The organism is Streptomyces zaomyceticus (genome assembly GCF_014656215.1).
Classification (GTDB): domain Bacteria; phylum Actinomycetota; class Actinomycetes; order Streptomycetales; family Streptomycetaceae; genus Streptomyces; species Streptomyces zaomyceticus.
On the sequence record NZ_BNBZ01000035.1, the window covers coordinates 1 to 16,820 of the forward strand.

At 73.2% G+C, this 16,820-nt stretch carries 13 protein-coding genes; 9 read left to right on the forward strand and 4 right to left on the reverse strand.

The genetic code is table 11. The features are described 5' to 3' along the window. Window positions 1-453 precede the first annotated feature (453 nt). The 7 genes from IE311_RS31020 to IE311_RS31050 all read left to right on the forward strand — a co-directional run bounded on the left by IE311_RS31020 (window position 454) and on the right by IE311_RS31050 (window position 10,738). Entirely contained in the window at window positions 454-1,116 is a 663-nt protein-coding gene (locus IE311_RS31020) for an RICIN domain-containing protein (protein ID WP_189835179.1), read from the forward strand. 200 nt (window positions 1,117-1,316) lie between these two features. Continuing rightward, window positions 1,317-2,438 (forward strand): ALF repeat-containing protein, encoded by a 1,122-nt coding sequence (locus tag IE311_RS31025; protein ID WP_189835180.1) that lies wholly within the window; start codon window positions 1,317-1,319, stop codon window positions 2,436-2,438. Between the two features lie 496 nt (window positions 2,439-2,934). Further along, window positions 2,935-6,873 (forward strand): hypothetical protein, encoded by a 3,939-nt coding sequence (locus IE311_RS31030; RefSeq protein WP_229902271.1) that lies wholly within the window; start codon window positions 2,935-2,937, stop codon window positions 6,871-6,873. Then, window positions 6,873-7,457 carry a hypothetical protein gene (locus tag IE311_RS31035; protein WP_189835182.1) on the forward strand — a complete coding sequence of 195 codons (585 nt, stop codon included), beginning with the start codon at window positions 6,873-6,875 and terminating at the stop codon, window positions 7,455-7,457. Before IE311_RS31030 ends, IE311_RS31035 begins: the two co-directional genes overlap by 1 nt. 300 nt (window positions 7,458-7,757) lie before the next feature. Continuing rightward, on the forward strand, window positions 7,758-9,428 hold the full coding sequence (locus IE311_RS31040) for a serine/threonine-protein kinase (protein ID WP_189835183.1): 1,671 nt from the start codon (window positions 7,758-7,760) through the stop codon (window positions 9,426-9,428). Continuing rightward, entirely contained in the window at window positions 9,425-10,030 is a 606-nt protein-coding gene (locus IE311_RS31045) for a hypothetical protein (RefSeq protein ID WP_189835184.1), read from the forward strand. Before IE311_RS31040 ends, IE311_RS31045 begins: the two co-directional genes overlap by 4 nt. A 123-nt stretch (window positions 10,031-10,153) precedes the next feature. Beyond that, entirely contained in the window at window positions 10,154-10,738 is a 585-nt protein-coding gene (locus tag IE311_RS31050) for a hypothetical protein (protein ID WP_189835185.1), read from the forward strand. A 73-nt stretch (window positions 10,739-10,811) separates the two neighbouring features. Here the strand turns inward: IE311_RS31050 and IE311_RS31055 are convergent, their stop codons facing one another. Then, window positions 10,812-11,348, reverse strand: a complete 537-nt coding sequence (locus tag IE311_RS31055; protein ID WP_189835186.1) for a DUF4240 domain-containing protein — start codon at window positions 11,346-11,348, stop codon at window positions 10,812-10,814. A 398-nt stretch (window positions 11,349-11,746) separates the two neighbouring features. Between IE311_RS31055 and IE311_RS31060 the strand changes: the two genes are divergently transcribed. Both IE311_RS31060 and IE311_RS31065 read left to right on the forward strand, forming a co-directional pair. Continuing rightward, window positions 11,747-13,792: a SpoIIE family protein phosphatase gene (locus IE311_RS31060; protein ID WP_189835187.1), complete on the forward strand. Its 2,046-nt coding sequence runs from the start codon at window positions 11,747-11,749 to the stop codon at window positions 13,790-13,792. Between the two features lie 697 nt (window positions 13,793-14,489). After that, window positions 14,490-14,723, forward strand: a complete 234-nt coding sequence (locus IE311_RS31065) for a hypothetical protein (protein ID WP_189835188.1) — start codon at window positions 14,490-14,492, stop codon at window positions 14,721-14,723. 80 nt (window positions 14,724-14,803) lie between these two features. Here IE311_RS31065 and IE311_RS31070 read toward each other — a convergent pair whose 3' ends face one another. From IE311_RS31070 to IE311_RS31080, 3 genes are all read right to left on the reverse strand, one after another. Next, window positions 14,804-15,565 carry an anti-sigma factor gene (locus IE311_RS31070; protein ID WP_189835189.1) on the reverse strand — a complete coding sequence of 254 codons (762 nt, stop codon included), beginning with the start codon at window positions 15,563-15,565 and terminating at the stop codon, window positions 14,804-14,806. After that, window positions 15,562-16,143, reverse strand: coding sequence for an ECF RNA polymerase sigma factor SigK (gene sigK, locus IE311_RS31075; RefSeq protein WP_189835190.1), 582 nt, complete (start codon window positions 16,141-16,143; stop codon window positions 15,562-15,564). The genes IE311_RS31070 and sigK overlap by 4 nt, the downstream gene beginning before the upstream one ends. 146 nt (window positions 16,144-16,289) lie before the next feature. Further along, window positions 16,290-16,742, reverse strand: coding sequence for an ATP-binding protein (locus IE311_RS31080; protein WP_189835191.1), 453 nt, complete (start codon window positions 16,740-16,742; stop codon window positions 16,290-16,292). Between the last annotated feature and the right edge of the window lie 78 nt (window positions 16,743-16,820).

Genomic DNA, 16,820 nt, shown 5'->3' on the forward strand with positions numbered 1-16,820 from the left:
CCCGCTACGACAAACGAGCCCGCCACTACAAAGCCCTGGTCACCATCGCCTGCCTGCGACTATGGCTCCCCAACTGACATTGCGGACACGCCCTAGGACGCTCCCGCCGCCCGGAGCCCGTACACGGATCGCCCTGCGAGGTGAGGGGACGCGGCGTGCGGGGTCGCCTCGCGAGGCTCTGGCTCGGTCGAACACCCCCGGTCCCACCGGCGGCGGCTCGGCCTCGGTCGAACACCCCCGGCCCCACCCGCGCAGCACACGGACCGCGACGGCCCGCCGCGCGGTGCGGGCCGGGGTCCGCTGTCGCGACCCGCACCGGGTCGGACAGCCCTCACCCACGCCGTGGCCGATCCGGCGTGAACCGTCCGCTCGGCGCGCCGGACCGGCCCCGGTGCGCCGCGCGGCGCCCCTTCCGGCAGTCAACCCATGCTCCAACGAAACGGAACCGAACCAGTGATCTCGCAGAGAGTCCGTGCCGCGCTCGCCGTCGGCGCCGGCGTCACCGCGCTCGTCGTAAGCACCGTCACCGCCCACGCCGCCCAGGCGGACACCGCGGATCCGCCGACACCGGCGCAGCGGGTCGTCCCCGACACCCCGGCCGCCAAGGCCGCGGCGGCCGCCAGGGCCGCCGCGAACGCTCAAACGGTCGCCGCGCGGTCCCTGCGTACCGCCGGAGCACCCGAGTACGTCCGCTTCGCCGCCGAGCACAGTGGCAAGTGCCTGACCGTCGCCAACGGCAGTCTGGCCAACGGTGCAAGGGCCGTGCAGTCGACGTGCGCTCCGGGCGCCGACAACCAGGTCTTCAAGCTGCTGCCGGTCGGCGACTCCACCTTCGTCCTCCAGGGCAGACAGAGCGGGCGGTGCCTCACCTCCAGCGCGGCCGCGGACTGGAAGACGGGCCAGCAGTGGTGCACCGACGACAAGTCCCAGCAGTGGAAGCTCGTGAGCACCCGGCCCGCGGAGGGCAGCCCACGCTTCGAACTGCGCCTCGTGGAGCAGCTCGAATTCTGCGCCACCGTGGCGAGCGTGAGCCCGAACGAAGGCGCCCCGACCTACATCGGTGCCTGCGGTGGTGTGGCCGCGGCCCGCTGGTCCATGGAGACGGTCACGTCCTGAGGCGCCCTCCGCGCCTCCCCCTTTTCGCGCCCCGCGCGCTCCCTGCTGCCGCGCCCCGCGCGCCCCACGCCGAGAGGAACCCGATCCCCGATGCACCGCACCACCCAAGCCGCCCCCGGCACCCCTGACGCCGGCCGGTTCGTCACACCCCCGGTCCACGCACAACGGCGGCGGACCGTCCAGGCCGGGCCGGTGACGGCGTGAGGCTTCATGGCTGGGCCGCCCACACGGTGGTCGCCGCCGCTCTGGCGGGCGGACTCCTCGCGGGCGCGGCCCCCGCCCGGGCCGACGGCGGCGCCCCGGAAGCGGCGCTCGGGACTCCCGCGGCGCCACCGGCCGACCACGCGTCCGACATTGCGTCCGACATCGCGGCCGAGGCCGCGGCCGAGGCGAGGGCGCGCGTGGAACGACTGGCGAAGTCCGCGCTGCCCGCGGAGATCCGCACATCGGCGTGGAACGCCCTGCGCAGCACACGTGGTGACGCGGCCGTCGCCGAATGGCTGGCCCCGGGCGGCGGCTACGACGCCGCCAAGCAGCGCATCCGCGATACGCGCTCACGCAACAGGGCGTTCTGTGAGCGGGTCGTACGGACCCATCCGGTGAGTTTCTCCCCCGAGGTACGAGCGGCCGCCGAGCGCGCGCTCAAGGGCAGCGACGCCGACCGTGCCGCCTTCGTGAAGACCGGCTACGCGGCGGCCGAGCTGCGCGACCGGTCCGTGCGCGAGGCCGATGCGCAGCACCGCCTCGAAATCGCCGCCAAGGACCGGGCGTTCGTCCTGGCCCTCGCCACCGAGGCCCCGGGCGAGCACGTGCGGACGGCCGCCCAGTGGGCGCTGCGCCCCGGGTCCGCGGACGCCGACGTCACGGAGTTCTTCGGGTACGGCTGGGCCAACGCCGCGATGCTCGACATGGAGGCGTACCGGCTGAACACGGCGGACGCGGAGGTGCGACGCCACCATGTGCTGTCCAGTCTCGTGGACCGGGCCGCCGCCGTCGAGCGGACCGTGGAGACCGCGGCCGACAAGGAGAAGGCGCGGGCCGATGCCTTGCTGGCGTGGCAGGCCGTGGCCGGGCACGCGGACGCGGCGCGCCTGGCCTGGCTGGCGCAGCAGGAGTCCGCCCGTGTGCAGGCGGAGAACTGGCGGGGCGTCACGGCGTTGGCCGAGGGCAGCGGTGGGGAGCTGTGGAAGCACATCGTCGCCCCGGCTCGGGCCCGCGCGGCGGAGTGGGAACAGGAGCAGGCGCAGGCCGGCGAGGCGGCCCTGTTCTGGCAGGGCATGGCCGACCGGGCCCGCGCGAGCGCGGCCCGTCTCGAGGGCTGATGTCCGGGGACCGGCTGAGGGACAGATGCCGCTGGCCGGCTGAAGGGGCCGATGTCCGGGGCTGGGCCGAAGGGCCGATGTTCGCGGCCCGGTTCAAGGGCTGACCTCCGCGGACCCCCGCAAGGAGCGATGCTCGGGGACCGCATCGATGGCCGGCCTCCTCGGCCCGCCCGATGGGCTGATGTCGGCGGGGTCGGCGTGCCGTCCCCGCCGGTCCCCGGCATGTTCCGGCCGGTTCCCCGTACGTCCCCGCAGGCGCGACGCCGGCTTCGCGTACCACCGGTTCGACCGGCCGCCGGCTTCCGCGTATCCGCGGTGCGACCGACAGTCGGCCTCCGCGTACCCCCGGTTCGACCGGCGGCCGGCTTCCGCGTACCCGCGGTTCGACCCCCTGCCCGTAAAGCGTGGGCGGGGGGCTTTTTCCGATCACCGAGAGGGAAATCCAGTGATAGGTAGGTTCCGGCCCAGGGCCGGACAGCGCAGAGCGCGGGGCCGTGTGTCCGGTGCTCTCGGCAAGGTGGTGTCGGCGACGCTCGCCGCGGCGCTGCTGGGTGGGATGACGACGCAGGCGGCCGCCGAGGAGAGGCAGCCGCAGAAAACGGACCTGGCGCGGCTGCTGTCCGCCCTGGGTGAGGCCCCGCCGTCCGAGGCCCCTCGCCGGGCGCCGACGCGTCTTGAGGCGATGAGCGCGGCTTCGGACCGGCAACTCGTCGAGGACTTCGCGGAGTTCGACGAGGAGGAAGAGGTCCGCGCGGCCGCTCGGGCCGCGCTGGAGAGCACGGACCCGAATGCGATCCGTGAATTCCTGGAGCGCGGCGAGGCCGAGGCCCGCCAGCGCGCCAAGGACAGGCAGGGCGCCACGGACGTGGCGAACCGGCAGAAGATCGAGCCGCTGCGCGGCACGGGTGGGCCGTTCTTCAACGCAGAGGTCGAACGGGTTCTGAAGGGCACCGCCCGTGACCGCGCGGACTTCCTGGCGTTCGGCGCGGAGATCGCCCGCCAGCGGGATGCCGCGACGGAGCAGAACGAGAAGGAGCGCGCGGCGGAGAACCGCAAGCGCGTGGAGATGCTCGCCGCGGTCGGCGGCCCGGCCGTGAAGGCCGCCGCGCGGCAGGCGCTCGCCGCGGGCGACGACAAGGCCGTCGCGGAGTTCCTCGCCCAGGGCTACCTCGTCGCGGCGCGGAAGGACTCCGCGGATCAGGCCGCGCACGAGAAGGCACAGCAGGAGGCACTGGCCGAGGCGGCGCGGCTGCGGAAGCTCGCCGAGAACACGGCGCGCGCCGCTGTGGCCCGCACCAAGCTGATCACCGCGCACGGGTCCGCCGTCAAGGGCTTGAAGGAGGCGTCGAACGCGATGAGCGCGGCTGCCTCGCAGTCGCGTCTCGCCGACCGGATGCTGGCCGCCGACAAGGCGGGCAAGCGGGTCTCGGACTACGGCCCGGTCAAGGCGGAGATCGCCCGGCAGGTCGACAACGCCAAGGGCGCCGCGAAAGCCGCGCAGGTCGCGGCGGGCCTCGCCAAGGTCCAGGCGGATGTCCTGGTCGAGACCGGGCTCACCCACGGCGTGCAGTGGTCGGACATCGCCACCGGCATCGCGGGCGCCGCGGACGCCGCGGTGAAGGCCGCGGAGACGGCGCAGCACGCGGTGGACGCCACGGCGGCCGACGCGGCGGGCCTCAACGCGCAGAACCAGGCGGAGCTGCATGCGCAGCAGGCCACCAAGTGGCGTGCGAACGCCCAGCAGCACGCCGCCGCGGCGGCGCGTCTCGCGGCGGCCGCCGCGCAGCAGGCCAGGATCGCGACGGACGCGGCGGCGAAGTCGCGCCAGGCGCGCGTCGAGGCCGAGCAGGCGGAGAAGCAGGCGTGGGCGCACGCCCAGAAGACCCGTGACGCGCGGATCGAAGCGCAGCGGCAGGCGAGGATCGCGGCCGAGCAGCGGGCGATCGCCGAGAAGGAACGGGAGCTGGCGGCCGCCGCACGGGTTCGGGCGGAGCAGGAGCGTGACCGGGCCGCCGCGGCGCGGGCCCGTGCGGAGGCCGAGCAGCGCGAGGCGTCCGCACGGCGTGCCGATGCGCAGGCCGCGGCGGCGATCGCCGCCGAGAAGCGTGCCACCGCGCAGACCCGGGAAGGGATCGCGTCCCGGGCCGACGAGGACGCGCGCGGTGAGGAGAGCAAGGCGCGTACCGCGCGCGACAAGGCCGCGGAGGCGGAACGGCTGCACCGTGCGGAGGACTCGCGGGCGCGTGCCACCGAGGCCCACGCGGCCAAGGTGAAGGGTACGGAGTACGCGGAGGAGGCACGGACCGCGGCCACCGAGGCACGAGGCGCCGCCAACGAGGCCAGGAGCGCGGCGGGCCAGGCCCGTAGCGCCGCCGACGCGGCGTCCGGTGCCGCGACCCGTTCGCGCCAGGCGGCCATCGAAGCCGCCGGCGCGGCCTCCCGCGCACGCGCCGCGGCGTCCGAGGCCACCGCGCACGCGGCGCGCGCCAACGCGGCCGCGAACAAGGCGGAAGCAGCCGCCTACGCGGCGAACGCGGCCGCGAACAAGGCCGAGTCCGAGGCTGCCCTGACCCGGGCCGCCGCCAACCGGGCGAACGCCCAGGCGTCCGAGGCCACCGCCCAGGAGGCGCGGGCCGGCATCGCCGCGCACGAGGCGTCACGGCTGGCCGGTCTGGCCGCGACGGAGGCCAACCAGTCCCTCCAGGCCGCCAACCGCACCCGGGAGGAAGCCGACGGCGCCGTACGCGAGGCCGCCATGGCCCGTGTGCAGTCGGGGATCGCCGTCCAGGCCGCCACCTCTGCCCGCGGCACCGCGGCCGGTATCGCCGACCCGGCGAACACCGCGCTCCTCATCACCGCGCCGTTCGTCGGTACGGAGGTGAGCGCGGACTTCGCGGCCGAGGTCGCCAAGGCCGCGGTGGAACTCGGCCAGTCCGAGGTCACCAAGGCCGAGGCACGGGCCGCGGAGGCGGTCAAGGCCGCCGAAGCCGCCGAAGCCGCGGCGAAGAAGGCCAACGCGCAGGTCGGCCCCGCCTTCACGGCCGCCGCAGCGGCGGCGCGCTCCTCCGCGGACGCGGCCCGCTCCTCGGCCTCCGCGATGAAGTCGGCGGCGGCAGCCGCCGAGGACGGCGCCAAGGCACGCGCGGCTGCCGCGCGCGCCAACCAGGCGGACGTACAGGCCCAGGCCGACGCGAAGGTCGCCGGCCAGGCCGCCAACGAGGCATTCGCCGACGCCGCCGCCGCGCGCAACGCCGCCACCCGGGCCGAAGGGGAGGCCGAACGCGCCCGCGGCGCCGCCACGGAGGCGGAGAACCACGCCGCCGCCGCCAACAGCGCCGCCGCCCTCGCCGAGAAGGAGGCGGGCATCGCCCGGGGCGCGGCCACCCAGGCGGAGAAGGACGCGTCCGACGCCGCCGAGCTCGCCAACTCCGCCGAGGACCACGCCAAGTCCGCCGAGGAGGCCGCGAAGAACGCCGGCACCTACGCCAAGGAGGCCGACGAGGCCGCCAAGCGCGCCGAGGAGTACCAGCGCGAACAGGAGCGCAAGGAACGCGCCGAGGCCGCGAAGAACAAGGAGAAGAGCGAGGGCGGTCCGCTCGACCCGGAGGACGGCGAACGTCTGGCCCTCGAAGCGGCGGGCATCACGCCCGAGCAGTACGAGGCGGCCCGTCAACTCGCCGAGATGGGCATCCTCGACTACCTGATGGAGAACGGCGCCGAGATCCTCGTGGAGCTCGCCGCCGAGGACATCATGGAGTGCATCGACGACCCGGACCTCGTCACGTGCATCTGGGCGATCGTGCAGAACTTCCCGGTGCTCAAGGCCGTGAAGATCGCGAGCAAGCTGCCCAGGATCGGCAAGGCCATCTGGGGCATCAAGGAGTTCCTCGACAAGTCGGCCAAGGCGAAGAAGGTGATCGACAAGGCCGACGAGATCATCGACTCCACGTACAAGAAGCTCCCGGCGTGCACGAAGAAGAAGCCGAAGAGCGCTCCGGTGGCACGTGGTGCGTCCTTCGCCGCGTTCTCCGGCACGGGCGCCCACCGGGCCTTCGCGGCGGCGGCGGGTGGCGGCCACGACTCGGGCGGCATCGGCCTCAAGCGGGAGGAGTTCATCGCCAAGCTGGTCGGCGGAACGGTCGCCAAGGACGACAAGGGCCAGGACATCAAGATCGTCATGCCCAACGTCGGTTCGAGCGGACTGGACGTCATCGGTCCGAACGGCGAGTACATCTACGTCGGCGGTGGCGCCAAGGCGAAGGACCCGTCCAAGTTCGGCAAGGCTCTGAAGATCAACAAATACGCCGCCGACGAAGCGGGGGTCAAGGCCATCTACTATCTGGCCGACAACACCCCGGAATCGGCGATCAAGCAGGCCAAGAAGGCCTTTGGAGACGAGAATGTGCACATCTTCACACTGCCGAGCTGTGACTGATGAGTGACGGCTACATCCGCTGGTACCGGGAGTCGGCGGCCACCTCGGTCTTCGAGGAGCAGGCACAGCTCTTCGCGGAGTACGGGATGCACCTCCCGCACCCGGCGCTGGGCGAGGCGGTCGTCGTCGACGTGGAGGGCGAGGACGTGCCGATCGGGCGGGACGAGCTGAGGATCCTCCTCGGCCGCCGCATCGCGTCGGTCACGATGAACTGGTGGTTCTCGGCCGACACCAACGTCCTGGACGCCTTCGTGTACGAGCCGCTGGGCTGCGAGATCCAGACTCTGTGGCTGGACGGTCTGTCGGCGGACGAGGCACATCGCGTCGAGTCGGCGGTCGTCGCGGCGACCACGCGCCTGCCGGTGCCGACGCGCGCGGTGATCGTGGACCGGCACGGGGTGACGGACCCGGAGGACTGGGACTCGTCGGTGCTGTACGACGGTGAGGAGGTCCCCCGCTTCCCGGACACGGTCGTGGTCCGGGGCCACCTCGCGGACATGCTCCTGGCCCGGACTCCGGACCTGGTCCGCGAGCCGGCGGGCCCGCGTCTGCACCGTGTGACGCGGGGCCCGGGCACCGGCTGAGCGGTGCCCGTTCCGCGGCGGTCACGGCCGCCGCGGCACGGGCACTCCGCTCGTGGCCGGCCGGTGTGGGCCATCGGCCGCCCCCGAGCGGGACCCGGTCGCCTCGGCGCCGGCTCCGGGCTTCGTCCCGGTCTGTTCACGGGCGGTTCGTACGACCATCGGAGCCCCGGCTTCCCACGGGCCCCTTCCGTGCGCCGGGTGCAGCGGCGGGCCCGGTTCCCCTCTTCCCCGGGGAACCGGGCGTGGCCAGAATCTGTCCCTGTGAGGGGAATGCCGGCCACGGCGTCGAGGGGGACAGAGATGGGCGCATGGGTGGTGCCGGGGTACGCCGAAGTTCGGGAGCTCGGTGCCGGCGGCAGCGGACGCGTGGTGCTCGCCACGCACCAGGAGACCGGAATGCCGGTCGCCGTGAAGTACCTGAGCGAGCGGTTCACTTCGGACGAGGCGTTCGTGCGGGGCTTCCGGTCCGAGGCCCGGCTGCTCGGGACCCTGGACAGTCCGCACGTCGTCGGGTTCTACGAGTACGTCGAGGCGCCGCGAGGCGCGGCCATCGTGATGGAACTCGTCGACGGCGTCGCGTTGCGCGCCCTCATCGCGCGGGAGGGATCGACGGGCCCCGAGGCCGCCCTCGTCGTGCTCAAGGGATCGCTCCTGGGCCTCGCCGCCGCTCATCGTGCGGGCGTCGTGCACCGCGACTACAAGCCCGAGAACGTCCTGGTCGCCGCCGACGGATCGTCCAAGCTCGTCGACTTCGGCATCGCGGCCGGCCGGGGCGCCACACCGGGTGTCGCCGGCACGCCCGCCTACATGGCGCCCGAGCAGTGGAACGGTGCTCCCGCCACACCGGCGGCCGACGTCTACGCGGCGACCGCGACCTTCTTCGAGTGTCTGACCGGCCGAAAGCCGTTCTCCGGCGACAACTTCGCGGAGCTCGCCCTGCACCACCTGGGCACACCGGTCCCCGACGATCAGGCACCGGAGCCGCTGCGACCCCTGATCCGGCGAGGTCTCGCCAAGTCACCGCAGGAACGGCCGGAGAACGCGGCCGCGTTCGTGACCGAACTCGAAGCGGTCGCCACGGCCGCCTACGGGCCGGACTGGGAGGAGCGCGGCCGGGGACGCCTGGCGGCCCTGGCCGCACTCCTGCCCCTGCTCTTCCCCTCCTCCGGCGGAGGGGTGTCGGAGGGAACGACCGCGCTCGCCACCACCACGCTGCCGCCTCCGCCGCCGCGCCCCCGGCGGCGTCTCCCGCGCGGCCTGCCGGCTGGTGCGGCCGCGCTCGTCCTGGCACTGCTGCTCGCCCTCGCCGCCCGGGCCGGGGGAGAGGAGGCGGAGGACGACAAGGCCGCGCAGGCCTTCGCGACGACGAGCACCGGCCCTGGCACGTCGCCGCCCGGGCCCACCACGGCACCGCCGTCGCCGACGGTGTCGCCGTCGTCCCCGGGCCCCTCCCCGACGGCGACGACCCCGACACCCACCTCCACCCCGAGCACCCCCTCAGACGAACCCACCACCGACGACTCGACGACGGCGCCGACCGTGACCTCCTCCCCGACGGCCACGTCCGGCTCGCCGTCGCCCACCGCGCCCACGTCCCCGCCCACCCCGACCGTCACGTCCCCGACCACGACTTCCGCTCCGCCCCCCGTCGCCGTGACCGCGGTCTCCGTCACGAGCCTGCGCCAGACGGGGCCGACCTCCGCCGCGGGCACCGTCGAGGTCACGACGGACGGAACGGGGCCGGTGACGATCACCGTCGAGTGGTTCACCGGGGACGAGAAGGGAGCGCCGGGCGCGCCCGACGGCTCCGAGACCTACCGGCGCGAGGGAGCCACCCGGTACACCCTCACGCTCGCCCACGACGTCCGGGGCGCCGGATGCTACTGGGGGCTGCGCGCGACCACCCACCCCGCCGCCTCGAACGGCGGTTCCCTGCAGCAGATCTTCATCCGGCGGTGCACGATCTCATGAACGACGACGACTACAGCGCCACCGAGCTCGGCAGCCACTGGTTCGAGCACCCGACGCCGGAGGCGACACCCGACCGGGTGGAAGGCGAAGTGCTGCGGTTCGGGCCGGGCGTGACCGCGGCGGCCCTCCGGCGGGCCGAGAACGGCCCCACGATGGTCGAGATCTGGCACGGCACGCTCCCCGGCGTCCCCGCGCCACTGCCCGCCCGCTCCCGACGTCCGTGGCGCTACGCGTTCGCCGCGATCGTCCTGGTCGCCGTCCTGATCTTCCTCGCGTGGCGGCAGTACGGGCCCGGCGTCGCGGTGCGGGACGTCACCGTCAGCGCCCCGGGGCAGAGGCTGGGCTGTGACGGCACGGCGAACGTGGTGGGCCTGGTACGCACGGACGGGCGGCCGGGCACCCTCACGTACCGCTGGGAACGCAGCGACGGAACCCGTTCCGGGGTCCTCCACGAGAAGCTGGCCCGCGGACAGAAGGAAGCGAGTCTGCGTCTCCTGTGGACCTTCCACGGACCCGGAACACACCGGGCCGTGGCGCGACTCGTGATCACCTCACCCAGCCCCCACTCGTCGGCCGCGACCTTCACGTACGACTGCGGCTGACCCGGCCGTGGCTCGCTCCGTCGTACGCGAGAGCCCGTGTGCGGTGTCCGACGAGCCCCGGTTCCGCCGGGCGGCATGATGAGGGGCGACACGTACGCGGATGTGGTCGGAGGAGCGACGGTGGTGGGGGAGAGCGAAGCCGACTTCGGAGTCGCCGAACGGGACGAGTGGTCCTATGCGCCGACGGTCGGCGTGGGACCGCTCCGGTTCGGTATGACCGTCGACGAAGTGATCGAGGCGGCCGAGCTGCTCGGCCGCACGGAGGTCGGCGACTGCGCACGGGACCACGCGCTCTTCTCTCCGACGTGGAAGGTCGAGGTCCACCGTCGCGGGGTGGCCTCCGCTCGGCCCGCTGTCACGGCCTACGCCTGCCAGGCCGTGGGCCTCTTCTGCGTCGCCGCCGACGCCGAACAGGGCCCCCAGGTCGCGTTCGACGGCATCCCGCTGGTCGGGAGAGACCTTTCGGAGCTGGAAAGCGATGTGATCGCCCACGCCGAGGCGATGGACGTCCACTTTCGCTACACGCCCGAGGGCTACGCGGGACCGGATGACCCCGGCGTCCTCGTCCGAGGCCAACTGGTCGGACGGGTACTCCGCTCGCGCCCGCTGTTCATGGTGCCGCGTGACGGCGCGCACACCGAATGGGACTCGCTGCCCTCCGAGGAGCACCGGGTCAGGAACGGATCCACGGGCGCGTCCACGGCCTGACGGGCAGTGACGTCGGGGCTTCGGGAGCCTCTTCTCCGTTGTGTGACCTCCCCTCATGGCTCCGAGCTTCCGCCTACTCCCGATAGAGAGCCGCCAAGCGGGGCAGTCGGCGCGCCATTTCCTCGTGGTCGTCGAAACCGAAGTTCCAGGTGGGGTCCAGCTCCGGGTAGCGGATGGTGGGTGGATTCGCGGGGAGTTGATCACCGGTCGCCAGGACGTGCGCGTCCCAGGTGATGACCAGCATGTCCTCACCCTCCAGGTCGACGCCTCCGGCCGCGGAGGCCTGAACGACGGGCAGCGCTGCCAGGGCATCGGGGTCGGCGACGGCGTGCTCGAAGACGTCACGGCCCTGAGCGATCAGCCAACCGCGGAAGTAGTCGAAGCCGTCGTCGGAGCAACCGCCGTTGGCGATGTAGGCAGCGGCCCAGAGAGGATTGGTGTAGGAATCAACCATCAGGTCCCACAGTGCCTGATCAGCGGCGACGATCTCCTCGACCGGCCGGGAGGACAGCAGCAAGGTCGCCTCGCGGGCGACCGCCGAGCTGTCGTCCGGGTGAGACGCCTGATTGCGGGCCGCCTCGATGAGCTGCCAGAAGTCCTGTCTGTTCATGGGGACGGAGCCTGCCACCCGGAACTGACATCGGACCGGGCGCGGGAGCGCCGGACGGCTTCCCAGGCCGGCACAGCTGCTGGACTTCAGATTCCGCCGATGCCTCGCCTCCTCCCGCGTCGAAAGGCTTCTGCCGGCCGCCCCGCATCACTCGAACGGTCCTTTCCGGCTCGCTCGGGGCGCCCGCCCCGCGCGAGGCTCGGGGGCAGGGTCGCGTCGGGTCGCCCGCCAGTGGCACCTCGGAGAGGAAGAGGTGTGGCCCACGTACGCCGGGTCACCACCGGGAGCGGCGCGCGGGTCGAGCGGTCCGTCCGGGCGATGCGTCCGGAGGGGCGCTTCGATCGGCCGCGGTCCGGACCGGTACAGGTGTCGGCAGGCTTCGACGGGTGGAGGGACGGGTGGACGGACACCCCGAAGTGCCCCGCGAACCGGGGAGCCGCGACAGTCCTGGGCACCTCGGCCGAGCGGAAACGGTCGCCCCCGACGCGGAGTACGCCCGTCGGGAAGTGTGGGACGAGGCCATCCTCGAAGCCGTCTTCGCGCAGTCCGACGTGGGACTCCACGTCCTGGACACGGAGCTGCGCGTCGTCCGTGTGAACGCCGCCACCATCGGCCTGCTCAGCCTCCACGCGGAGCGCGTCGTCGGGATGCCGGCGGCGGAGGCGTACGCCCCGGCCGGGGTCCGTGTCGACGAGAACGTACTGCGCGAGGTCCTCGCCACGGGACGCCCGGTGATCGAACGACTCGTCACGAGCCTTCCTCCTGCCGACCCCCGCAGCAGGCGGGTCTTCTCGGTCTCCGCCCACCGCCTCCAGGATCACGCGGGGCAGGTACTCGGCGTGGTCGTCACGAGTACGGACGTGACCGAACGCGAACGCGCACAGGCCCGGCTTCGGCTGCTGCACAGCGCCCGCGAACGGATCGGCTCCAGCCTCGACGTGGAGCGCACGGCCCGGGAACTCGTCGACGTGACGGTGCCGAGCTTCGCGGACTGGGCCGTCGTCGCTCTCACCGACGCCGTTCTGCGGGGCAAGGAACCCGCCCTCCAGACACAGGCCACCGTTCCGCTCCTGCGCTGCGCGGCGGCCGGGAGCGCGGGCGGCTATCTGCCCGTTCCGGAGGCAGGGGCCATCCTGCTGCCCGGCCTGTTCGGAGACGACCTGTCGGCGAAGGCCTTCCTGCTCACCTCGGCCACCGAAGGCCGATTCGCCGGTACCGGGGTCGCGGCGCCGCTGGCCATTCGCGGCCAGGTCTTCGGCGCCGTCGCCTTCCACCGCGTGGCGGGGGCCGAGCCGTACGGGGCCGAAGACCTCGATCTCGTCGACGGCATGGCCGCCCGTACGGTGACCTGCCTGGAGAACGCCCTGAGGTTCACCCGGGAGCACATCGTGATGACGGCGCTGCAGAGCTGGCCGCTGCGCCAGGAGCAGGTCACACAGAGGGCCGTCGAAGTCGCCCAGCGGCACCGGTCCGGCGGCCGCGGCGCCGGCTCCTGGTTCGACGTCATCCCGCTTCCGGGGGCACGCGTGGCGCTCGTCGTGGGCGATGTCGAGCACGCGGGGCTGAGTGCCGTCGCCACCATGAGCCGGCTGCGCACCGCCGTCAACAGTCTGACCACCCTCGATCTCGACCCGCACGAACTGCTCGCCCGGCTCCACGCCACCACCCTCCGGCTGGCCGGCGAACAGGACGATCCGTCCGATGCGGGCGTCCCGACCGCGAGCTGCACGATCGCCGTCCACGACCCGGTCGGGGGGCGGCTCGACATCGCACGTGCCGGCCGTTCACTGTTCGTCGTCGTCCACCCCGACGGGACGGTCGACACGGAGCCGGTCGACGACGGCCCCCTGCTCGGGGCCGAGGGACCGCCCTTCGCCTGCTCCACGCACTTCCTGCCCGAAGGAAGCATCCTCTGCATGGCTTCCGCGGCGGCATCCGTCGACGACGGCCCGTCGACGGCAGCCGTCGTCAACGCCCTCGTCCATCCCGAACGCACCCCGGAGACGATGGCGGACGACGTGGACCGGCTCCTGGCCCCCGACCGGGTCCTGCTGGTCGCCCGCACGCGCCATCTGCCGCCGAGCGAACTGGCCCAGTGGACCATTCCCTTCGACTTCTCGGAGGTGGCCACCGCACGGAGCCACGTCGAGACACGTCTCCGGCAGTGGGGGCACCCCGCCGATCCGTTCACGGCGTCACTGGTCGCCAGCGAACTCGTCACCAACGCGATCCGCTACGGCGCGGCCCCGATCACGCTCCGGCTCATCGCGGATTCGGCCGGGCTCATCTGCGAGGTCAGTGATGCCGGCGCGGCCGCCCCGCATCTCCGGCACGCCAGAGCGGTCGACGAAGGCGGCCGCGGACTGCTCATCTGCGCCTCCGTCGCGAAGAACTGGGGCGTGCGTTACGCCGACGACGGGAAGACGGTGTGGGCGGAGATCTGAGTCGCCCTGCGCCGACCGGTCGTCGGTACGCCTTTTCCTTCCCGTACTTCGGTGCGGCGCACCGTCGTTCACGTACCGCGAAGGACCGTCGGCGTGCGCCCGGAGGCACAGCGGAGGACGATGGGGGCAGAGCCCGCCCGGGAAGCCTCGCACGTTGCACCGGGCGGGCGCCTCGTATCCGGCGGGTCAACGCCTTCCGGCCCTCGTGCTCATGACCGTACGAGCTGCCGCCGGCCAACCGGCCCGCCTGACAGGCTCCTCGGCCCGGCCGGGGGCGGCGGCCGCCGCATCGCTGCCGGGCTCCGGCAATCCGCCCGGGTCACAGGTGCCCGTCAAGGACCTGCCGAAGCCGTGGACGGACGTCGTAGGGTCGGTCACGGAGCGCCGGGAAGCCTGATCGGCGAACGAGCGACACCTGACTTCTTCCTGCCGATCGGGGGCATCCGCCCATGGTGCACCTCGCCGTCCGCGTCGCTTTCCCGAGCACGCGATCCGGTCCTCCGTAGCCCGTGCTCCGCAGCACCGCTCTGCGGCCGGTGCTCAGCAGTCGGTGCTCCGGGGCTCGCCGACGGAATGCCCGAGCACTCGCCCGCACAGGCCGCGGTGAGCCCCGCCGCCGTCGGCACCTGCGACGGAGCTTCACCGTCGAGCCCATGGCCGACGACGTACGGCCCCTCAGGACAAGGAGTCCCCTGCGATGAACGATCACGAGCCCGTATTCAAGAAGAGCAAGTGGGGCACCAACCGCTACGTCTACAACGCCGACAACCCGATCGGTCTCGTCCTGATCATCGCCACCAGCGTCCTCACCATCGTCATGCTCCTCCTCATGCACAACCGTGCGGGCCCCTTCGCCCCGCCGGCTCCTTCTCCCACCTGGAGCCCGCCCCCGTCGCAGGATCCGTGGCCCTTCCCTTCGACCGCCCCGTGACCGCCGGCCACGTATGACGAGAAGTCCTGGGTCCGGGCATGCCCGGGTCACCCGGTGTGCGCGGTCGAGCGGCACGCGGCTCAGGCGCCGATGGGGATGATGCCCAGCGGTTCGGTGGTCGGCTGGTCGGAGCCCCCCGCCGGTTCGACGGTGATGCCGACGGCGACCGCGTCGCCCAGGGGGCCTTCGAGGACGCGTGACGCCCGGTCGCCGGTGCTGTCCAGAAGACCCGCGGGGCGCAGGCCGCCCGCCTCGGCCGCGTACCAGAGTTCGTACACCTTGTCGCCGGGCAGTGCCGGGAGGTCGCGGGCGGTGAACACGGCCCGAGCCTGTTGGCGGGAGACGACGACCGCCGCACTGGTCCCGTCGGTCAACTCTTCCGTGTGCACGGTGGCGTCGGGGGCGGTGAGGACGTCCGCGAACGCCTCGCCCGCGGTGCGGGCCTGTTCCTGGGCCTGGACCGCCCGGGCACGCGCGTCCTCGGCCTCCGAGTGCTGCCGGACGGCGACGGCGCCGAGAGCGGCCGCCGCCACGACGCTCGCGGCGAGGGCGAGACGCAGGCCGTACCGGCCGAGGAACCGGCCACGGGGCGGTGAGGTGCGCCGAGCCCGGTCCTGCGGAGTGCGGGACACCTGAGCCATGACGCTCGCACGCAGTTGCTCGGGCACCGGGGCGGTCTCGGCGGAGGCGAGAAGGGTGACGGTCCTCCGGAACCCGGCGACGTCCCCGCGGCATGCCTCGCAGCCGGCGAGATGGTTCTCGAAGGCGGCTTCCTCCGCGGGCGGGAGAGCATGCAGGACGTACGCCGCGGCATCGAGGTGCGGATCTGCCGGTGATGTCATGATCCGGCCTCCAGACAGGCGCGCAGCTGATCGAGGCCCTTGCGCATGCGGGACTTCACGGTGCCTTCGGGGGTGGACAGGGAACGCGCCACCTCGGCGCAGGTCATGCCCTGGTAGTAGGCGAGGACGAGCGGCACTCGCTGGAGGCGCGCGAGGGCTGCCAGGCAGCGGTGGACACGGCGCCGCTCGTCGAGGCCTTCGACGGTCTCGGCGACCTGGTCGAAGTCCCTGTCCGGCGACAGCATCCCGGCCCGCACCTCGCGGTCCTTGCTCGCCTGCACGGAACGCACCCGGTCCACGGCGCGCCGGTGGGCGAGGGTGAGTACCCACGCCTTCGCCGATCCGAGATCGGGCCGGAAACGGTCCGCCGTCCGCCACACCTCGATCATGACGTCCTGCGTCACCTCCTGGGCCTGGCCGGAGTCCCGCAGGATCCGGCAGGCCAGGCCCGTCACCGGCTGGGCCAGCGCGTCGTACACGCCGGCGAACGCGTCCCGGTCACCGTCCGCCGCCCGGAGCAGGAGCGTGTCGAGCTCGTCGTTCGGTTCGTGTGCGTGAGGCAATGGTTCGTCCCCCATCGTGCCTCTGGTGGCCGGTCGCCCGGGCGTGCGGCGCCGGGTCGCCCCGCCCGGGGTGACCCGACGTGTCCGACTCTGCCGTCTGTCGCGGGGTCGTGCCGGGTGGCCGCGCCAGCCGGGTGAGTCCCGCTCGGGGCCGGAGGCCGTCACGGCGGGCTCCGGCGGTCCTGCGGCGGCGTGCGGACCAGCAGTGCGACATGTACGGTCTTGCCGCCGAGGCGGGGGACCACCCTGACGGAGTCCCCGACGTGGCGCATGATCTCCAGACCGAAACCGCCTCGCTGATCCCCGCTCGCGGGCCGGTGGACGTCGGGCAGCTCCTCGCTGTGGTCGGTGACCGCGATGTCCAAGCACTCGCCGTCGTCCGTCAGAGTCAGCAGGCAGGGGCCGCGGGTGTGGCGGACGGCATTGGTGACGAGTTCGGACACGACCAGGACGGCGTCGGCCGTTCGGTCGCAGTCGACCGCTTCCAGCCAACGGGCCGCGATGCGACGGGCGACGGCCGGACTCCGCAGGCCCCAGGGCAGAGCCAGGGCAAGGGGCGTCACGCCGGACGCCGAGGGTGGTGCGGTGGCTGAGGGTGATGCGGTGATGGTCATGTCCGCTCCCTGGAGACGGGACTTCCTGTGTGAGGGATTCGTAGCCGCCCCGGGCGCGGATGACCGGTCGACGGCGGG

Coding starts and splice junctions, on each gene's coding strand:
- IE311_RS31035 (WP_189835182.1), top strand. CDS start 6,873: ATGAGTGACGGCTACATCCGCTGGTACCGGGAGTCGGCGGCCACCTCG.
- IE311_RS31040 (WP_189835183.1), top strand. CDS start 7,758: ATGGGCGCATGGGTGGTGCCGGGGTACGCCGAAGTTCGGGAGCTCGGT.
- IE311_RS31045 (WP_189835184.1), top strand. CDS start 9,425: ATGAACGACGACGACTACAGCGCCACCGAGCTCGGCAGCCACTGGTTC.
- IE311_RS31055 (WP_189835186.1), bottom strand. CDS start 11,348: ATGAACAGACAGGACTTCTGGCAGCTCATCGAGGCGGCCCGCAATCAG.
- IE311_RS31065 (WP_189835188.1), top strand. CDS start 14,490: ATGAACGATCACGAGCCCGTATTCAAGAAGAGCAAGTGGGGCACCAAC.
- IE311_RS31070 (WP_189835189.1), bottom strand. CDS start 15,565: ATGACATCACCGGCAGATCCGCACCTCGATGCCGCGGCGTACGTCCTG.
- sigK (WP_189835190.1), bottom strand. CDS start 16,143: ATGGGGGACGAACCATTGCCTCACGCACACGAACCGAACGACGAGCTC.
- IE311_RS31080 (WP_189835191.1), bottom strand. CDS start 16,742: ATGACCATCACCGCATCACCCTCAGCCACCGCACCACCCTCGGCGTCC.